The following is an 18,455-nucleotide window of genomic DNA, read 5'->3' on the forward strand; positions in this document are numbered from 1 at the left end:
CCCGGCTGGGAGGGGCCGTACCGTCGGCGTTCGGGCTGAAGATGGGCCAAGGGTGGTGGCCACCGGTTCGCGGTGTGTGCAGCGTCTTCGCGGTCTGGGGCTTGTTCGTCCCTTTCTTTCTGCTGGGTTTTTCGGCCGCGGACAACACGCCCCAATTGGCAGCCATTACCCGGCACGCCTACCGGTTCGCGCCTGTCACCGTCACAAAGATCCATCACAGATACCGGAATCAGTCCAAGACCGGCACGACGTACAGATACCTCGTCACCGTTGAGGCGCCCGGCCCCGGTAAGCATGGCAAACCCCTGAGCCTGAAAGGGGAAAGCAAGTCAACATCCGGCAGCTTGTCAACCGGGGACCGGTTGACGGGTGGTCTCTACGCTCCGGATGCCCCGTCCCTGGGTGTCATCATGACCAACCGTCGGCAACTCGCGTCCCTCCTGGGAGGTCCGGCCTCGCTTGCCGAGATGACTCTCCTGGCCGCCTTCGGTGCTTTCCCCATCGGCGGTCTCCTCCTGCTCGTCAGGTCCGGCGTCAAGAATTGGGACGGACCCATGACGCCCAAGTCCGCGCTAGGGGACGGTCCGGCGCGCAGGCTGCGGGTGCAGATCGCGGGCGGGGCGGCCGGGCAATGTCTCACGTCGCCCGACCCCAAAAAGGCGGCCCGCACCCCGCCGAACGAGCGCCCTGAGCCCGATTCCCGGCTGTCCCCCGCCCTGCGCCTCTCCTCGCCCGAAGGCAGCCGTGATCTGTTCATCGACCGGTGCCTGGACCCGCAGGCCCTTGCCGGAGCCCTCGAAGGCCGGGCCGGGTGGCTCTACTGGGCGCCGACTGCGGAGAAGCCGTCGGACTGGTCCGTCGCGGCCCTGCTCGTCCTCGATGACGACCGGTACGTCTGCGGGCTGACGCCCCCGGGAAGCGATGCCGGCCTCCCTCAGGGCGAACCCGCCGAGCCGCCCGGCCAAGGCGCCCGGCCGCTGCGCGCGGTGGGGCCGTACGCGCTGTGGCAGCCGGCCGTGAACGGCCCGGGAATGTACGGGTCCGGCCTCGGTTTCCTCGCCGTATGCCTGATCGTCGCGGGGGTCGGCCACGACGGCGGGCCGCTGTTCGGCATGTGCTTCGCCACCGTCGTGCTGGGACCGCTGGTGGGCCTCCTGCTGGTCCAGCGTCGGCGCACGCTGTACCTGCGGCGGCTGGCGCGCGGGTCCGGCGAGACGCGGGAAGACGTCCCGGCCTAGCCATGGCCGATGGCCCCCGTGTTGTCGCACGGGGGCCACTCTTGGCGGATGCGCCCGATCAGCCTCAGGCGCCCGGCAGTTCGGCGTCCTTGACGGCGGTGACGAACGAGGCCCAGTCGGCGGCCCGGAAGACGAGCGCGGGGCCGTGCGGGTCCTTGCTGTCGCGGACGGGGACGAGGCCGGGGAGGCCGTCGTGGACCTCTAGGCATTCGGCGCCGTCACCGTTGCTGTAGCTGCTCTTGCGCCAGGTTGCGGAGCTGAGGTCAATCCTCTTGCGCTGCTTCATCTCTGTAGCCCCTTGCCGCTTCCTCGATCATGGCCAGGGACGCCTCCGGTGGAAGAGCGGCGGCCCTGAGCAGATCGTACGACTTCCGATAGTCCGTCACGAGCGGTGGATAGTCGATGGCTTCACCGCTGAATGGACCCTCAGACCAGACCAATGGTGGAGCGTCCGGGAAGGCCATGATCCTTGCCATGCCGGTCATGAGTGGGTAGCGGGTGGCGGCTTCCGGGAGGATTTGCAGAACGCTCCGCGTGGACCGGATCAGGCCAGCGATGTGCTCCCACTGGTCGGCCATCTTCTCTGGAGGGAGCATCGGCTGGCGGATCAGTTCTTCGCGGAGGATCCCCCAGTACGCGGGGCGGTCCTTGCGCTTCCAGATCTCCGCGCGCTTTATCCGCGCACGGACCTTCAGCTCGACGTTTTCGGGCTCGTCCCATGGCTTCGCTGCGAGGCAGAGCGTCCGCACGTAGGTATCTGTCTGCAAGAGACCCGGGATCACGAATGGCGCCCAGTCCTCGATCGTCGTCGCCTGCTTCTCCAGGTCCGGGATATCCGCGAAGTACGACGGATGTCCCACCCGCCGGGCCTTCGCCGCATCTTCACAACGGCGCTCGAAGAACCCGTTCGTCTTCAGCTTCGCGTCGACATGGACGGCCAGATCCATCGGCATCCCGCGCTCACCCCGCTCAATCTGGCTGAGAAACGAGAGCCCGCGGAAGCTGCCTTCCACTAATTGTTCGAGCGTGAGTCCCGCGGTTTCCCTCAGATAGCGCAACTCGGCGCCGTAGAAGCAGGGAACACTCGCTGATGCGTCGGGATCCTTGCGAGGAGGCATAGTTCACCACCCAACTAGCTGGATTGCCGTGCGCAACCCAATTGCCTTCCACGCTACGTGGGTTGACCTCACTCTGTAAGGAACTCGTTACAACGTGCACAGGAAGGCGTACGCGGCATGTCCGACCCTCACGAGGACGTCCATCAGAGTGCCGAGCTGCTTCTCGCGGCGCTCCAGGCCAACGGCATCACCTTGCCGTCGCTCGGTATCGACCTGCCGAGCCTCGCGGGCAGCTACGGCGTCCCGCTCGTCGCCCTCGGGAACTGCAATGCGGCCACCGCCCGCAAGTTGGCCGAGGCGCTCCGTAAGGCCGTCGAGAAGTAGCAAGGGAAGACCCCCGCGACCGCTGGCATCGGCCCGGGGGCATGGCCATCAACTAGTCAGGAGAAGACGGCATGACCGACCTTAGCTGGATGCTCTTCGGGCCGCTGCTGTGTTGGTTAATCCCCGGCCGGGGTCAGCATCGGGCGCTCAACGGGCCCACCACCGGGACGAGTTGGCCGGTGGAGGTGCCGCCGGGGCGGCGTCGCCTCGTCCATGTGCGCCGCGTGCCGCCCGCCCTGCTCGTGCTGTGCAGCGCGGACAGCCGTCCCGTACGGCCGTATGTGCTCACCGGCGACGAATGGCGGGAGCTGCGGGCGCGGCACGCCAAGCGGGAGGAGCTGGCGGAGAACGTCCGGCGGCTCAACCGGTGGTCGTCCGGCGGCGGCGGGCGCCGCTAAGGGCTGTCCCGTAATGCCGCGCCGACCGGCCGGAAACCGGGTGCGGACTGCCGGTCCGGCGGTGTGTGATCGGGGCATGGCGATGGCGATGGGCAAGCCGGGAGTCGACGGGCTGGGCGACGCCGTGGGCGTGCTGCGGGAGTGGCAGTACGACGGGGCGCCGATGCAACTGCATCCGGGGGACCTGGGCTGGTCCTGGCGGTTGGGTGCGGAAGCGACCGCCGCGGCGGTCAGGACGTGGAGCCGGGACGGACGGATTGTCGCCGTCGGGCTGCTGGACGGTCCCGAGCTGTTGCGGCTGACGCTCGCGCCGGACGCGCAGCGGGACGAGGAGCTGGCGCGGCGGGTGGTCGAGGACGTGACCGAGCCGGAGCGCGGCGTGCTGCCCGAGGGGAGGGTGAACATCGACGCGCCGGTGGGCGCGCTGGTCCACGATCTGTTGTCCGAGGACGGCTGGAACGTCGACGAGCCGTGGACACCGCTGCGCCGCGACCTCACCGAGCCGGTGCGGGACCCCGGCGTGCGGATCGAGGTGGTCGGGCCGGAGCAGGCGCACCTGTTTGCCGCCGTACGGCGGGCAGCGTTCGACGGGTCGAGGTTCACGGAAGAGCGCTGGCACGCGATGGCGGCGGGATTGCCGTACGCCGATGCCCGGAGTCTGGTGGCGTACGACGACCAGGGCAACGCAGTGGCGGCGGTGACGGTGTGGTCGGCCGGTCCGGGCAGGCCCGGGTTGCTCGAACCGATGGGCGTGCACCGGGACCATCGCCGTCGCGGCTACGGCGAGGCGATCACCGTCGCCGCGGCGGCCGCACTCCAGGAGCTGGGCTCGTCGAGCGCGATCGTCTCCACCCCGAGCTCCAACGTCGGCGCCGTCGCCACCTACAGGTCAGCCGGCTTCCGGCCACGCCCCGAGGTCCGGGACCGATACCGGGACAGCCCTTAGAAAACCCTTTGTGCGGGCGGGGCCGGGGTCATTACCGTCGCGTCGGCGCGAAAGACGCGTGATCACGGGATGGGGAGGTTGATGAATATGGCTGCCGTCGGCCGTCCTCAGCATGCCCTCATCCGGCCCGCGCGATAACAGAGCGCGGCCCGGTCGTTCCCACGACCAGGAGTGATCCGTGTCCACCTCTTCTTCAGCAGCTTCTTCATCAGCCCCTGAGCAGCTGACCACCGAACGTCTCGTCCTTCGGCCCTGGACCACCGCGGAGGCGACCGCGGTCCTCGGCGACATCCGGTCGGCGCACTGGGCGGACGACTTCCCCGCCGAAGGCGACCGCGTCATAGCCGGCCTCTTCGAGCAGCACCCCGCCTGGTTCGGCGAACACGGCCACCGTCTGATCATCGAACGCGACAGTGGCCTGGTGGTGGGGTCCATCGGCCTGTTCTGGCCTCCCACCGGGGGAATCGTCGAGATCGGATACGGCCTGGTGGCGTCCCGCCGCGGCCGGGGCTATGCCACCGAGGCGACCCGCGCCCTGGCGGACTTCGCCCTCGCCCTGCCCGAGGTCCACACCGTGGCCGCGGGCGTGGAGCTGTCCAACCCGGCCTCCGTGCGTGTGCTGGAGAAGGCGGGCTTCCACCGGTGGACCACCGAGGGCGACGTGGCCCGCTTCCGGATGGCCGGACCGGACCGCCACGAGCAGTGATCCGACGGGGCCGGCGGAATCACCGCCGGCCCCGGCACCTCGACAACCCGCCAGGCATGACGGGACGGCCCTCAGTTGCTCGCGCCGGCCAGCGACAGTTTTGCGGCGAATCCGAGAAAGGCGGCTCCGGCGCCCGCCGACAGCCCGGCCGTCAGCTTCCGGCGGCGGCGGAAGGTGGCGGCCAGGAACGTACCGCTGAAGATCAGGATCGAGAGGTACGTGAAGCTGAAGAGCTGGGCCCAGGCGCCGAGCGCGATGAACGACAGGACCGGGTGCGCGTAGGACGGGTCGACGAACTGCACGAAGAAGGAGATGAAGAAGAGGATCGCCTTGGGGTTGAGGAGGCTGACCACGAAGGCCCGGCGGAACGGGCGCTCGATCGTCTCCTTGGGCTCGGCGGGCTTCCCGGCGCGCTCCGCCCGGCGGGCCTCGCGGCCGCGCCACAGGGCCCAGGCGCCGCGCAGCATCCCGACCGCCAGCCAGGTCAGATATCCCGCGCCGGCGAATTTCACCACGGTGAAGAGGATCGGCGTGGTCTGCAGGAGCGAGGCCACCCCGCCGGCCGACAGCGTCATCAGGACCGTGTCGCCGCACAGCACGCCGAGCGCGGCGCGATAGGCGATGCGCGGGCCGCGCCGGGCCGCCACGGAGACGACGTACAGCGAATTCGGGCCCGGAAGAAGAATGATCAGCGCGAGGCCCACCAGATACGTGGACAGATCCGTTATCCCCAGCATGTGCGGCAGGATCTCACCCGCCCGGACATCGCCTCGCCGGTTTTTCACCATCCGGACTTGCACCTCACGCGGCGTGAGGACACATCGTGGAGTGCGTACCGAGAAGAGCGGGACGGAGGGAGAGCGGGCGTGAGCTATTCCGTAGGACAGGTCGCGTCGTTCGCCGGCGTCACGGTGCGGACCCTGCACCACTACGACGAGATCGGACTGCTGGCGCCCAGCGAGCGGAATCACGCCGGGCACCGCCGCTACGGCGAGGACGATCTGGACCGGCTGCAGCAGATTCTGTTCTACCGGGAGCTCGGCTTTCCGCTCGATGAGATCGCGGTCCTTCTGGACGACCCGGATGTGAATCCGCAGGAACATCTGCGGCGCCAGCACGACCTGCTGAGCGCGCGGATCGGGAAACTCCAGAAGATGGCCGCCGCCGTCGAACATGCGATGGAGGCACGCAGGATGAATGTACGGCTGACACCGGAGGAGAAGTTCGAGGTGTTCGGTGACTTCGACCCGGACGCGTATGCCGAGGAGGCGAGGGAGAGGTGGGGCGGCTGCGAGGCGTACAAGGAATCGGAGCGGCGGACGGCCTCGTACACGAAGGACGACTGGAAGCGGCTGACGGCGGGATTCGACGCCATTCACCGGAAAATGGCCGACCTGCTGGAGCAGGGGGTGGCGGCGGATTCCGCGGCGGCGATGGACGTGGCGGAGGAGCACCGGCAGTTCATTTCCCAGGGATACGACTGCACGTACGAGATCCACACGGGGCTCGGCGACATGTATGTCGCCGATGAGCGGTTCACGGCCACGTACGAGGCGATCCGGCCGGGGCTCGCGGTGTACATGAGGGACGCCATGCTGGCGAACGCCGTCCGGCACAGCTGACGGGCGGGGGTGGGTACGGGGATCAGCCCTGCGGGACGAGGACCACCGCGGTTCCGTAGGCGCAGACCTCCGTGCCCACGTCCGCGGCCTCCGTGACGTCGAAGCGGAACATCAGCACCGCATTGGCGCCGCGCGAGCGGGCCTGCTCGATCAGGCGCTCCATGGCCTGGTTGCGGGTCTGGACGAGGGTCTTGGTCAGGCCCCGCAGCTCGCCGCCGATCATCGATTTCAGGCCGGCGCCGATCTGGCTGCCCAGGTGCCGGGAGCGCACCGTCAGGCCGAAGACCTCGCCGATGACGCGGTCCACGTGAAACCCGGGAGCGTCGTTCGTCGTGACCACCAGGACGTCGGACGCGGAGTGCTGTCCACCGCCGTACTCCTCGATGCCCATAGGGGTGCACCTCCTTGTGGCCAGGATCACCCGGTGCCGGAGGTGCTGCCAGCCGGAGGGCCGCGGGAGCGCGCGACTGGAACCATGGCCGGTCACCCGGCGTTGATAGCTTTGGGTCGCATACAGCGCCTGCATCCCCGTCGCACCCCGTGTCGCACCGCACGATCCGGCGCCCTCGACCCTGGAGCCTTCACCCCGTGAATACTCTCGCGCTCGGCCCCCAATGGCTGGACCCGGACTATCTGATCGCGACGTTCGGCCTGATCGGCGTCCTGGTCATCGTCTTTGCCGAATCCGGCCTGCTGATCGGCTTCTTCCTGCCGGGCGACGCCCTGCTGTTCACCACGGGGCTGCTGGTCACGACGAACAAGCTGGACCAGCCGCTGGCGCTGGTGTGCGGGCTGATCTTCCTCGCCGCGTGCCTCGGCGACCAGGTGGGCTATCTCTTCGGCCGCAAGGTCGGGCCCTCGCTGTTCAAGCGGCCGGATTCGCGGCTCTTCAAGCAGGAAAATGTTGAGAAAGCGCACGAGTTCTTCGAGAAGTACGGGCCCAAGTCGCTGATCCTGGCCCGCTTCGTGCCGATCGTGCGGACCTTTACGCCGATCATCGCCGGTGTGAGCCGGATGAACTACCGCTCCTTCATCACCTTCAACCTCATCGGCGGTGCGCTGTGGGGTGTGGGGGTGACGGTGCTCGGCGCGTCGCTCGGCAACATCGCGTTCGTGCACAAGAACATCGAGGCGATTCTGATCGCGATCGTGCTGGTGTCCGTCGTGCCGATCGCCATCGAGTACCTCCGCGCGCGCAGCAAGTCCAAGAAGGAGGCGGCCGCGGCGGGCACGTACGGCCAGGCCCTCCACCAGGCCGCCGACCGGCCGCAGGGCGGCGGCGCCGAGGGGCGCCGGGGCCGGCACGCCAAGCGCTGACGCCGTCCGGGGGACGCCGGCCCGGCCCGTACGCCCCCGCAGCGCTCCCCTGCGCGCCTGACCGACACCGACCCACCCGTGTGCTGACGGCACGCGGCATCAGGCATTGTGTCCCTGACGGTCGGTAGGAGGCGTACGAGGAGCGAGCAGAGTGGCGTCGGACCCACAGCGTGGCCAGCGTGGTATCAGCGGCAACGGCAGCGGCAACGGGGACCAGGGCGGTCCCGAGGGCAAGCCGCAGTCGGACGAGGCGCACAGCGCCTTCACCCCGCCGCTGGGGGTGCCGTATCCGCCCCTCCCCGAGGACGAACACCCGACCTCCGAATTCGCCCTGCCGACCGGGCTGCGCCCGGAGACGCCGACCGAGCAGGAGGGATCGGCCTTCGCGCCGCCCGGAAGCACCACCGGCCAGACCCCGGTGCCGGTCGGCGCGACCGCCATGAGCGCCTTCACCCCGCCGCACGGCATACCGACCATCCGCCTCACCAAGGAAGCCCCTTGGCAGGACCGGATGCGCACGATGCTGCGGATGCCGGTCCACGAGCGGCCGGTGCCCGAGCGGCCGGAGCGCCCCGAGGAGGAGACAGGTCCGGCCATTCCCCGCGTGCTCGACCTGACCCTGCGTATCGGCGAGATCCTGCTGGCAGGCGGTGAGGGCGCCGAGGACGTCGAGGCGGCGATGTTCGGCGTCGCGCACGCCTACGGGCTGGAGCGGGTCGAGCCGACCGTCACCTTCACGCTGCTGTCGATCTCGTACCAGCCGTCGCTGGTCGAGGACCCGCTCACGGCCAGCCGGACCGTGCGGCGCCGCGGCGTCGACTACAACCGGCTGTCCGCCGTCTTCCGGCTCGTCGCCGAGATCACCTCCGAGGGCCTCACGCTGGAGGAGGCCTACCGCGGGCTCGCCGAGATCCGCCGTAACCGCCACCCGTACCCGAGCTGGGGGCTGACGCTGGCCTCCGGGCTGCTGTCCGGCGCCGCCTCGATGCTGGTCGGCGGCGGGGCGCTGGTGTTCTTCGCGGCCGCGGTGGGCTCGATGCTGGGCGACCGGCTGGCGTGGCTGGCGTCCGGGCGCGGGCTGCCGGAGTTCTACCAGTTCGTGGTCGCGGCGATGCCGCCCGCCGCGGTGGGCCTGGCCTTCGGGCTGGCGCACTCCAACGTCCAGGCCTCCGCGGTGATCACCGGTGGGCTCTTTGCGCTGATCCCGGGGCGGGCGCTGGTCGCCGGCGTCCAGGACGGCCTGACCGGCTACTACATCACCGCCGCCGCCCGCCTCCTGGAGGTCGGCTACCTGGTCGTCGGCATCGTCGTCGGCGTGCTCTCCGTGCTCTACGTCGGGCTCCAGCTGAACCCCGCCCTCAAGCACCTCAACCCCGAAGAGTCCTTCAAGCACTACAACCAGCCGCTGGTGCAGATCATGGCGTCCATGCTGCTGGCGCTGGCGTTCTGCGTGCTGCTCCAGCAGGAACGTCACACCGTGGCCTTCGCGACGATAAACGGCGGCGTCGCCTGGGTCGTCTACGGCGCCCTCGCGGTCACCGCCGACTTCAACGAGGTGCCGTCCACCGCCATCGCGGCCGGTCTCGTCGGCCTCTTCGGCCAGCTGCTGTCCCGCTACCGCTACGCGTCCGCGCTGCCGTACGTCACCGCGGCCATCGGCCCGCTGCTGCCCGGTAGCGCCACGTACTTCGGCCTGCTGAACTTCGCCCAGGGCCATCTGATCGACGGCTTCTCCTCGCTCATCAAGGCGGCCTCGCTCGCGCTGGCCATCGCCGTCGGGGTCAACCTCGGAAGCGAGGTGGCCCGGCTCTTCCTGCGGGCGCCGACCGAGGAGATGGGCGCCGGCCGGCGGGCGGCGAAGCGGACCCGAGGCTTCTGAGCCCCCTCGCACACGCCGACGGGCGGCACCCACTCCTGTGGATGCCGCCCGTTCGGGTATTTCTCGTACGACATGTGTGTACGAAAATCGGGGCGCGACGGCGGGCGTGCGGCGGCCCGAAAACCGCCGTCGCCACCGACCGGCTCACCCCCTGGGCACTACGGCTCAGTGGCCGCCCTGCGCCTCGAGGCGCTTGTACGAGGCCTCGATCTCGGCCTCGGCGTCGGCGCGGCCGACCCAGTCGGCACCCTCGACGGACTTGCCGGGCTCCAGGTCCTTGTAGACCTCGAAGAAGTGCTGGATCTCCAGGCGGTCGAACTCGGACACGTGGTGGATGTCACGCAGGTGCTCCACGCGCGGGTCGGACGCGGGCACGCACAGCAGCTTGTCGTCGCCGCCGGCCTCGTCCGTCATCCGGAACATACCGATGGCGCGGCACTTCACCAGGACGCCCGGGAAAGTCGGCTCGTCGAGCAGCACGAGCGCGTCCAGCGGGTCGCCGTCCTCGCCCAGCGTGCCCTCGACAAAGCCGTAGTCGGCCGGGTAGACGGTCGAGGTGAACAGGTGGCGGTCCAGTCGGATGCGACCGGTCTCGTGGTCCACCTCGTACTTGTTCCGCGAACCCTTCGGGATCTCGATGCAGACGTCGAACTCCACGGGTGGCTCCTCCATGATCAGCACATACTTCTGGTGATTAAGTGTCCCTCACGCTGGTGTGTGATCGCGAAAGGGGCTGGTCCGTGGTGCCGGAGACCAGGTCGTGGCAGGTCAGATGGGTTGGCTGGGGCCGGTCCGCGGTGCGGGCGGCGGCCGGTGCGGGCCGGGGTGCCGCCGAGTTCGTGGCCGACGAATGGTTCTTCGCGCGCCAGTGGTGGCGGCGGACCCCGCCGCAGCAGAAGCGGACGTGGCAGCTGACCGCCGGTTCCGCGGTGACCGGCCTCGCGGTCGCGGCCTGCGCGATCACGGCCGCCGGTCCCTGGGAATCCGGCCAGCGCACGGCCGAAAGGAGCCTCGCGGCCGCCGCTGACGGCGCGGGCGGCGGGCACCGCGACGAGGCCGGGCGGCCCGTGCCCCATGCGCCGCCCGTGCTGCCTGCCCTGGGCGGCCCGGTGCCCACCGGCCGCGGCGCCGCACCCGTACCCACCGACGCCGGTCTGGCCGACGCCCTCGCGCCGCTCCTCAAGGCCCGCGAACTCGGCCCGCTGCGCAGCGCCTCCGTCCTGGACGTCGCCACCGGCCGCGAGGTCTTCGGCGCCGGACAGGGCGCGCCCGCCACCCCCGCCTCCACCGTCAAGCTCGCCACCGCCGTGGCCGCGCTCTCCCGCCTGGGCCCCGACCACCGCATCGACACCACGGTCGTCGCCGACGGCACCCACCGCATCGTCCTCGTCGGCGGCGGCGACCCCACCCTCACCGCCCGCGCCTCCCGGCCGGGCTCCGGCGACCACCCCGCGGACCTGAGGGCCCTGGCCGACGGCACCGCCCGCGCCCTCGAGCAGCGCAAGGCCACCAAGGTCACGCTCGGCTACGACACCTCGGCCTACTCGGGCCCGTCGCTGCACCCCATCGGCCCGAACGAGAACCTCGCCCCCGTCAGCGCCTTGATGACCGACGAGGCCCGCCTGGACGCCACCGACCACGGCACCGCCCCGCGCGCAGGCGACCCCGCGGCCGCCGCGGCCCGTACCTTCGCCAAGCTGCTCCACGACCGCGGCATCACCGTCAACGGCACCCCGAAGGCGGCCAGGGCCCCCAAGAAGGCCGCCCGCCTCGCCGCCGTCCACTCCCTCCCCCTCGACACCCTCGTCGAGCGGATGCTCACCTACAGCGACAACGACATCGCCGAGGCCCTGGCCCGCCAGACCGCCCTCGCCTCCGGCGAACCCGCCAGCTTCGCGGGCGCCGGCAAGGCCGTCCACAAGGCCCTCGCCGCCCTGCACCTGCCCCTCTCCGGCGCCACCTTCAAGGACGGCAGCGGCCTCAACCGCGACGACAAGGTCTCCGCCGCCCTCCTCTCCCGCCTCCTCCTGGCCGCCTCCGCCCCCGACAGGCCGGCCCTGCGCCCCGTGGTCACCGGCCTGCCCGTGGCCGCCTTCACCGGGACCCTCAGCGGCCGCTACGCCCGGACCGCGGGGGCCGGCGCCGTACGCGCGAAGACCGGCACCCTCACCGGCGTGAACACCCTGGCCGGAACGGTCGTGGACGCGGACGGCCGGCTCTTGGTCTTCGCCTTCATGACCAGCGGCACGACGGACCCCCAGGGCGCCCAACGAGCACTCGACAGGCTGGCTTCCACGGTGGCCAATTGCGGTTGCCGTTAGCTGCGCTTTGGCTTGGGCCCCACGTTTTTGGCTTTCCCGCCGTGGTGGTTTGTCGCCGTTGCGCCTGCGGCGGGCGTGGGATTGTCGGGAGCGGTGCCGGCCCTACACGGCTCCGCCGCTACGGTCCGTCCCCTCCCGTGGGTGGGTGGAAGGGGTCGGTGGGGGCGGGCGTGGTGTGTCCGTTCACCATGATCGGTCCACAAGAGACACCTGACCGCCTACGTCCGCCCCCACCGTCTTCTCTCCACCCTCAACGGGGAGGTGCGGGTCGTAGCGGCGGAGCCGTGTAGGCCCGGTGCCGCTGCCGAACAGCCCCGCGCAGCGGCAACCAGCCCGCCGCAGGCGCAACGGCGAACAACCACCATGGCGGGGAAGCCGACAACGTACGGCCACGGCAAAGCGCAGCGGATCGGCTACCCCAGAGGGAAACGTCCCCGTACGGTGAACCCATGACGAGCATCGGTGGAACCGAGATGGTCGACTGGAACCTCGCGGTGGCAACCGCGACCCGCCTCGTGCGCCCCGGCCCCGAGGTGAGCCGCGACGAGGCGCGGGCGATCGTCGCCGAACTACGAAGGCATGCCAAGTCCTCCGAAGTGCACGTCCGGGAATTCACCCGCCTGGCACAGCCGGGCGTGGCCGACGGCGAGCCGCACGACACCCCGGTCCTGGTGGTGGACCGGCCCGGCTGGATCAAGGCGAACGTCGCCGGGTTCCGTGCCGTCCTCAAGCCCCTTCTGGCCAAGATGGAGGACCGCCGCGCCACCGTCCCCGGCGGTGGCGTGCTCGGCGCCGTCGGCGGCAAGGTGACCGGCGTCGAACTCGGCATGCTGCTGTCGTTCCTGGCCTCCCGCGTCCTCGGCCAGTTCGAGACCTTCGCCCCCGCCTCCCGCGACCTGCCCGCCTCGGCGCAGGGCGGACGGCTGCTCCTCGTGGCGCCCAACATCGTCCACGTGGAGCGGGAGCTCGAAGTGGACCCGCACGACTTCCGCCTGTGGGTCTGCCTCCACGAGGAGACCCACCGCACGCAGTTCACGGCGGTGCCCTGGCTGCGCGACCACATCGAGGGCGAGATCCAGTCGTTCCTCGGCGAGACCGACATCGACCCGGGCACCCTCCTTGAGCGGCTGCGCGAGGCCGCCCAGTCGCTGGCCGGCGCCAAGCCCGAGGGGGAGGAGGGCGACGACGGCAGTCACTCGCTGGTCGACGTGGTCCAGACCCCGGCGCAGCGCGAGATCCTGGGCCGGCTCACCGCCGTGATGTCCCTGCTCGAAGGGCACGCCGACTTCGTGATGGACGGCGTCGGGCCCGAGGTCGTGCCGTCCGTCGCCGAGATCCGCGAGAAGTTCCAGAAGCGCCGGGCCAGCGGTGCGGGACGGCTCGACCAGGCGTTGCGTAAGCTGCTGGGGCTGGATGCCAAGCTGCGCCAGTACCGCGACGGCGAGCGGTTCGTGCGGGCCGTCGTCGAGGAGGTCGGCATGGACGGTTTCAACCGCGTGTGGACGTCGCCCAACACCCTCCCCACCAAGCAGGAGATCGCCAAACCGGCGGACTGGGTCGCGCGGGTGCATCGCAAGGCGGACGGGGCTCCGTAAGCGAGCCGTACCCGACGGGCGCGCCGCGCGGCAGAAGAGCGCCCCTTCAATCACCCGTCTGAGGGACCGTGATCCATGGATAGGCGTGCAATGCTCGGGGAACCTCCCGCCTCTGTCACCATCTAGGCACTCTGTGTGATGGTGGCGGCGTGACCAACAACACGACGCCGCCGCCGTCCACGCCCGAGGCTCCCAGCTGAACGATTGGAAACGGACATGGGTCCCCATCCAGCGGTCGCCGCGATACGCCTGGCGGTCCGCCGCGTACTCCACGACGTACTGAACCACCACCTCGCGCAGGGCCGGCACGACTCCCCGCTCGTGCTCGTCGCCTGTTCCGGCGGCGCCGACTCCATGGCGCTCGCCTCCGCCCTGGCCTTCGAAGCCCCCAAGCTGGGCGTCCGGGCCGGGGGCGTCACCGTCGACCACGGCCTTCAGGAAGGCTCCGACCTCCGCGCCGCCGAGGTCGCCCTCCGGCTGCGGGGCCTGCGGCTCGATCCCGTGGAGACCGTCACCGTCCAGGTCGGCAGAGAGGGAGGTCCGGAGGCCGCCGCCCGCGACGCCCGTTACGCCGCTCTCGACGCCGCCGCGGAACGCCACGGCGCCGCCGCGGTCCTCCTTGGCCACACCCGCGACGACCAGGCGGAAACGGTGCTGCTCGGCCTCGCCCGCGGCTCCGGCACCCGCTCGCTGTCCGGGATGGCCGCGGCCAGCGGAACCGGTGGCCGCTACCGCCGCCCGTTCCTCGACGTCGACCGCCAGACCGCCCGCAAGGCCTGTCTGATGCAGTCGCTGCCCGTATGGGACGACCCCCACAACACCGACCCCGCCTACACCCGCTCACGACTGCGCCACGAAGGGCTGCCCGCGCTGGAGAAGGCGCTCGGCAAGGGCGTCGTCGAGGCGCTCGCCCGTACCGCCCAGCTCTCCCGGGACGACGCCGACGCCCTGGACGCCTGGGCCGCCGACGCCGAGGCCGCGGTGTTCGACGACGCCGGCACGCTGGATGTCGCGGCGCTCTACGCGCTGCCCCCCGCGGTGCGCCGCCGAGTGCTGCGCCGGGCCGTCATCGCGGCCGGTTCGCCGGCCGGTTCGCTCTTCGCCCGCCACATCGAAGAAGTGGACCGGCTGATCACCGCCTGGCGCGGCCAGGGAGCCATCAACCTCCCCGGGCGCGTCGGTGTCCGGCGGCAGGGTGGCAGACTGGTCATTCGGCAGGGCTGAGCCGGCCGGTCAGGAACACCGAACCGAGCGAGAGTGGCACGGGTGGACGACAAGGACATGGGCACCGACCTTCAGTCGGTACTCATCACCAAAGAAGAGATCGACGCGAAGCTGGCCGAGCTGGCCGCGAAGATCGACGCGGAGTACGCGGGCAAGGACCTGCTCATCATCGGTGTCCTCAAGGGCGCGGTGATGGTGATGGCGGATCTGGCGCGCGCGCTGTCCACCCCCGTCACGATGGACTGGATGGCCGTGTCCTCCTACGGCGCGGGCACCCAGTCCTCCGGCGTGGTCCGCATCCTCAAGGACCTCGACACCGACATCAAGGGCAAGCACGTCCTGATCGTCGAGGACATCATCGACTCCGGCCTGACGCTGTCGTGGCTGCTGTCGAACCTCGGCTCCCGCGAGCCGGCCTCCCTCGAGGTCTGCACGCTGCTGCGCAAGCCGGACGCGGCCAAGGTCGCCATCGACGTGAAGTGGATCGGCTTCGACATCCCCAACGAATTCGTCGTCGGATACGGCCTGGATTTCGCGGAGAAGTACCGCAACCTGCCGTTCGTCGGTACCCTCGCGCCACACGTCTACGGCGGCTGAGCGCGCTCCGGCGTCGTCGCCGGGCCCCGGCCGTGGTGGCCGGGGCGGGGCCGGGACCGGCCTCCGAGACCCGTCGGGAACCGTTCGTGGCGCTCCGGCGTTGGAGCAGGGAGAACGGAATCCCGGGCCGCATTGTTAACCGTGGGCGGCAGCCTCGGGCGACAATGCTGGGGTACCGTCCGAAGGCAGTTCTTTTTTCGGGCCAGTAATACACCGTACGCACGACCGACCCTCCCGAGGGCGTTGTGCCTCACTGTGGCAGGAGGGACGGGGCCTCAAGCGGCTCCGTATGGATGGACGTGAAGCGATACTTCCGTGGGCCGGTCATGTGGATCGTGCTGGCCGTCCTCGCCGTGGTCGTGTTGATGCAGGTCGTCGGCTCGTCCGGCGGCTACAAGACGGTGGACACCGGTCAGGTCGTCAAGGCGATCGCTGACAACAAGGTGAAGTCCGCCGAGCTGACGACCGGTGACGAGAACAAGATCAAGATTGAGCTGTCGGGCTCCAACAAGATTGAGGGCTCCAACAAGCTCCAGGCGAGCTACATCGGCGACCAGGGCGTCGATCTGGCCAAGAACCTTCAGGCCAAGTACCAGACCGGCGACATCAAGGACGGGTACACCGTCTCCCCGTCGAAGCAGAACCCGATCGTCGGGATGCTGATCACGCTGGCTCCCTTCGTCTTCATCGTGGTGCTCTTCCTGTTCCTGATGAACCAGGCGCAGGGCGGCGGCTCCCGGGTGATGAACTTCGGGAAGTCGAAGGCGAAGCTGATCACCAAGGACACCCCCAAGACGACGTTCTCGGACGTCGCGGGGGCGGACGAGGCGGTCGAGGAACTCCATGAGATCAAGGAGTTCCTGCAGGAGCCGGCGAAGTTCCAGGCCGTCGGCGCCAAGATCCCCAAGGGCGTGCTGCTGTACGGCCCGCCCGGTACCGGCAAGACGCTGCTCGCGCGCGCCGTCGCCGGTGAGGCGGGGGTCCCCTTCTACTCGATCTCCGGTTCCGACTTCGTCGAGATGTTCGTCGGTGTCGGTGCCTCCCGGGTCCGCGACCTCTTCGAGCAGGCCAAGGCGAACGCCCCGGCGATCGTCTTCGTCGACGAGATCGACGCCGTCGGCCGGCACCGCGGTGCGGGCCTCGGCGGTGGCCACGACGAGCGCGAGCAGACCCTCAACCAGCTCCTGGTCGAGATGGACGGCTTCGACGTGAAGGGCGGCGTGATCCTGATCGCCGCCACGAACCGTCCGGACATCCTCGACCCGGCGCTGCTGCGCCCCGGCCGTTTCGACCGGCAGATCGCCGTCGACCGTCCGGACATGCAGGGCCGCCTCGAGATCCTCAAGGTCCACCAGAAGGGCAAGCCGGTCGCCCCGGACGTCGACCTCTCGGCCGTCGCCAAGCGCACCCCCGGCTTCACCGGTGCCGATCTGTCGAACGTCCTCAACGAAGCGGCGCTGCTGACCGCTCGTAGCGACTCGAAGCTGATCAACAACCACTTCCTGGACGAGGCGATCGACCGCGTCGTGGCCGGACCGCAGAAGCGGACCCGGATCATGTCCGAGAAGGAGAAGAAGATCACCGCGTACCACGAGGGCGGACACGCCCTGGTCGCGGCGGCCTCCCCCAACTCCGACCCGGTGCACAAGATCACGATCCTGTCCCGCGGCCGGGCCCTGGGCTACACCATGGTCCTGCCCGACGAGGACAAGTACTCCACCACCCGCAACGAAATGCTCGACCAGCTGGCTTACATGCTGGGCGGGCGCGCGGCGGAGGAGCTGGTCTTCCACGACCCGACCACCGGTGCCTCGAACGACATCGAGAAGGCCACCGCAACGGCCCGCGCGATGGTCACGCAGTACGGCATGACCGAGCGGCTCGGCGCGATCAAGTTCGGCACGGACAACTCCGAGCCGTTCCTGGGCCGTGAGATGGGTCACCAGCGTGACTACTCCGAAGAGGTCGCCGCGCTGGTCGACGAGGAGGTCAAGAAGCTCATCGAGACCGCCCACAACGAAGCGTGGGAGATCCTCGTCGAGAACCGCGACATCCTCGACAACCTCGTGCTGACGCTCCTGGAGAAGGAGACCCTCGGCAAGGAGGAGATCGCCGAGGTCTTCAAGCACGTGGTCAAGCGCCCGGCCCGCCCGGCCTGGACCGGCTCGTCGCGTCGTACGCCCTCCAGCCGGCCGCCGGTGCTCTCCCCCAAGGAGCTCGCCCCGGCCAACGGCTCCGTGCCGACCAATGCCACGGTCTCCACGGAGAAGGTGGAAGCGCCCGAGGACACCTCCCCGGAGAGCTGATCCGTGACCCGGTACGGGATGCCCGTACCGGACCCGGAATGGATGCCGCGTCCCGCAGGTTTTAGCCTGGGGGGCGCGGCATTCCGCGTTTCGAGCGGGCGCAGAGAGAACGAGGCACCAGATGACGGACCCCGTGACGCTGGACGGCGACGGCCGAATCGGCACCTTCGACGAGAAGCGGGCCGAGAACGCCGTGCGCGAGCTGCTGATCGCGGTCGGAGAGGACCCGGACCGCGAGGGGCTGCTGGAGACACCGGCGCGGGTGGCGCGGGCGTACAAGGAGATCCTGGCGGGCCTGTGGCAGACCGCGGAGGACGTCCTGACGACGACCTTCGACCTCGGCCACGACGAGTTGGTCCTGGTCAAGGACATCGAGATCGTCAGCCTGTGCGAACACCATCTGCTGCCCTTCCACGGCGTGGCGCACGTGGGGTACATCCCGGCCGAGAACGGCAAGATCACCGGCCTGTCCAAGCTCGCCCGCTTGGTCGACGTCTACGCCCGCCGCCCGCAGGTGCAGGAACGCCTCACGACGCAGATCGCGGACTCGCTGATGGAGATTCTCGAAGCCCGCGGCGCGATCGTGGTGGTCGAGGCCGAGCACATGTGCATGTCGGTGCGCGGCATCCGCAAGCCCGGGGCCAAGACGACCACCTCGGCGGTGCGCGGTCAGCTCCGTGACGCTTCGACCCGGGCCGAGGCGATGAGCCTGATAATGGCGCGATAGCCGGCTTGCCGGTGTGCATGACGATCCCCCTCGGTCGGTGGAGTTGTTCACCGATCGAGGGGGATCGTCATGTCGGGCGGGCTGCCGGGGGCCGTTCCTGGGGGCGGGCCGTCCGCCGGGGAGCGGGCGGGGCGGGC

Annotated in this window: 19 protein-coding genes; 14 read left to right on the forward strand and 5 right to left on the reverse strand. The window is 70.0% G+C overall.

The window, feature by feature from the left end; genetic code table 11:
* Positions 1-410: 410 nt before the first annotated feature.
* Positions 411-1,238, forward strand: a complete 828-nt coding sequence (locus tag ACIGWZ_RS33605; RefSeq protein ID WP_400070740.1) for a hypothetical protein — start codon at positions 411-413, stop codon at positions 1,236-1,238.
* Positions 1,239-1,302: 64 nt separating this feature from the next.
* Here ACIGWZ_RS33605 and ACIGWZ_RS33610 read toward each other — a convergent pair whose 3' ends face one another.
* Both ACIGWZ_RS33610 and ACIGWZ_RS33615 read right to left on the reverse strand, forming a co-directional pair.
* Positions 1,303-1,524 (reverse strand): DUF397 domain-containing protein, encoded by a 222-nt coding sequence (locus ACIGWZ_RS33610; RefSeq protein WP_400070742.1) that lies wholly within the window; start codon positions 1,522-1,524, stop codon positions 1,303-1,305.
* Positions 1,502-2,356 (reverse strand): helix-turn-helix domain-containing protein, encoded by an 855-nt coding sequence (locus tag ACIGWZ_RS33615; protein WP_400070744.1) that lies wholly within the window; start codon positions 2,354-2,356, stop codon positions 1,502-1,504. The genes ACIGWZ_RS33610 and ACIGWZ_RS33615 overlap by 23 nt, the downstream gene beginning before the upstream one ends.
* A gap of 117 nt (positions 2,357-2,473) precedes the next feature.
* On the opposite strand from ACIGWZ_RS33615, the gene ACIGWZ_RS33620 reads away from it, so the two are divergent.
* The 4 genes from ACIGWZ_RS33620 to ACIGWZ_RS33635 all read left to right on the forward strand — a co-directional run bounded on the left by ACIGWZ_RS33620 (position 2,474) and on the right by ACIGWZ_RS33635 (position 4,730).
* Entirely contained in the window at positions 2,474-2,680 is a 207-nt protein-coding gene (locus tag ACIGWZ_RS33620; RefSeq protein ID WP_400070746.1) for a hypothetical protein, read from the forward strand.
* Positions 2,681-2,751: 71 nt separating this feature from the next.
* Positions 2,752-3,078 (forward strand): hypothetical protein, encoded by a 327-nt coding sequence (locus tag ACIGWZ_RS33625; protein ID WP_400070748.1) that lies wholly within the window; start codon positions 2,752-2,754, stop codon positions 3,076-3,078.
* 76 nt (positions 3,079-3,154) lie between these two features.
* Positions 3,155-4,024, forward strand: coding sequence for a GNAT family N-acetyltransferase (locus ACIGWZ_RS33630; RefSeq protein ID WP_400070750.1), 870 nt, complete (start codon positions 3,155-3,157; stop codon positions 4,022-4,024).
* A gap of 178 nt (positions 4,025-4,202) precedes the next feature.
* The gene (locus tag ACIGWZ_RS33635) at positions 4,203-4,730 is read left to right on the forward strand and encodes a GNAT family N-acetyltransferase (protein WP_400070753.1); all 528 of its coding nucleotides are present in this window, start codon (positions 4,203-4,205) and stop codon (positions 4,728-4,730) included.
* A gap of 71 nt (positions 4,731-4,801) precedes the next feature.
* Here ACIGWZ_RS33635 and leuE read toward each other — a convergent pair whose 3' ends face one another.
* On the reverse strand, positions 4,802-5,467 hold the full coding sequence (gene leuE / locus ACIGWZ_RS33640) for a leucine efflux protein LeuE (RefSeq protein ID WP_400070755.1): 666 nt from the start codon (positions 5,465-5,467) through the stop codon (positions 4,802-4,804).
* A gap of 129 nt (positions 5,468-5,596) precedes the next feature.
* On the opposite strand from leuE, the gene ACIGWZ_RS33645 reads away from it, so the two are divergent.
* Positions 5,597-6,352: a MerR family transcriptional regulator gene (locus ACIGWZ_RS33645; protein ID WP_400070756.1), complete on the forward strand. Its 756-nt coding sequence runs from the start codon at positions 5,597-5,599 to the stop codon at positions 6,350-6,352.
* Between the two features lie 22 nt (positions 6,353-6,374).
* On the opposite strand, the gene ACIGWZ_RS33650 is transcribed toward ACIGWZ_RS33645, so the two are convergent.
* Positions 6,375-6,743, reverse strand: a complete 369-nt coding sequence (locus ACIGWZ_RS33650; protein WP_400070758.1) for a YbjQ family protein — start codon at positions 6,741-6,743, stop codon at positions 6,375-6,377.
* A gap of 197 nt (positions 6,744-6,940) precedes the next feature.
* Here ACIGWZ_RS33650 and ACIGWZ_RS33655 point away from each other — a divergent pair, with 197 nt between their 5' ends.
* Both ACIGWZ_RS33655 and ACIGWZ_RS33660 read left to right on the forward strand, forming a co-directional pair.
* Positions 6,941-7,669: a DedA family protein gene (locus tag ACIGWZ_RS33655; protein WP_400070760.1), complete on the forward strand. Its 729-nt coding sequence runs from the start codon at positions 6,941-6,943 to the stop codon at positions 7,667-7,669.
* A gap of 151 nt (positions 7,670-7,820) precedes the next feature.
* A complete protein-coding gene (locus ACIGWZ_RS33660) occupies positions 7,821-9,548 on the forward strand; it encodes a threonine/serine exporter family protein (protein WP_400070762.1) in 1,728 nt (575 codons plus the stop codon).
* Positions 9,549-9,713: 165 nt separating this feature from the next.
* Here ACIGWZ_RS33660 and ACIGWZ_RS33665 read toward each other — a convergent pair whose 3' ends face one another.
* Positions 9,714-10,205, reverse strand: a complete 492-nt coding sequence (locus ACIGWZ_RS33665) for an inorganic diphosphatase (protein WP_400070913.1) — start codon at positions 10,203-10,205, stop codon at positions 9,714-9,716.
* Between the two features lie 86 nt (positions 10,206-10,291).
* Here ACIGWZ_RS33665 and dacB point away from each other — a divergent pair, with 86 nt between their 5' ends.
* From dacB to folE, 6 genes are all read left to right on the forward strand, one after another.
* The gene (gene dacB / locus ACIGWZ_RS33670) at positions 10,292-11,869 is read left to right on the forward strand and encodes a D-alanyl-D-alanine carboxypeptidase/D-alanyl-D-alanine-endopeptidase (protein WP_400070764.1); all 1,578 of its coding nucleotides are present in this window, start codon (positions 10,292-10,294) and stop codon (positions 11,867-11,869) included.
* 449 nt (positions 11,870-12,318) lie between these two features.
* Entirely contained in the window at positions 12,319-13,464 is a 1,146-nt protein-coding gene (locus ACIGWZ_RS33675; RefSeq protein WP_400070766.1) for a zinc-dependent metalloprotease, read from the forward strand.
* Positions 13,465-13,680: 216 nt separating this feature from the next.
* On the forward strand, positions 13,681-14,688 hold the full coding sequence (gene tilS, locus ACIGWZ_RS33680) for a tRNA lysidine(34) synthetase TilS (protein ID WP_400070768.1): 1,008 nt from the start codon (positions 13,681-13,683) through the stop codon (positions 14,686-14,688).
* A gap of 57 nt (positions 14,689-14,745) precedes the next feature.
* A complete protein-coding gene (gene hpt, locus ACIGWZ_RS33685) occupies positions 14,746-15,285 on the forward strand; it encodes a hypoxanthine phosphoribosyltransferase (protein WP_053922805.1) in 540 nt (179 codons plus the stop codon).
* Positions 15,286-15,578: 293 nt separating this feature from the next.
* On the forward strand, positions 15,579-17,591 hold the full coding sequence (ftsH, locus tag ACIGWZ_RS33690) for an ATP-dependent zinc metalloprotease FtsH (RefSeq protein WP_400070770.1): 2,013 nt from the start codon (positions 15,579-15,581) through the stop codon (positions 17,589-17,591).
* 121 nt (positions 17,592-17,712) lie between these two features.
* Complete coding sequence (folE, locus tag ACIGWZ_RS33695; protein ID WP_400070772.1) at positions 17,713-18,318, forward strand: GTP cyclohydrolase I FolE; 606 nt, start codon at positions 17,713-17,715, stop codon at positions 18,316-18,318.
* Positions 18,319-18,455: the final 137 nt, after the last annotated feature.

Source organism: Streptomyces sp. NPDC053427, assembly GCF_044544985.1.
Lineage (GTDB): Bacteria > Actinomycetota > Actinomycetes > Streptomycetales > Streptomycetaceae > Streptomyces.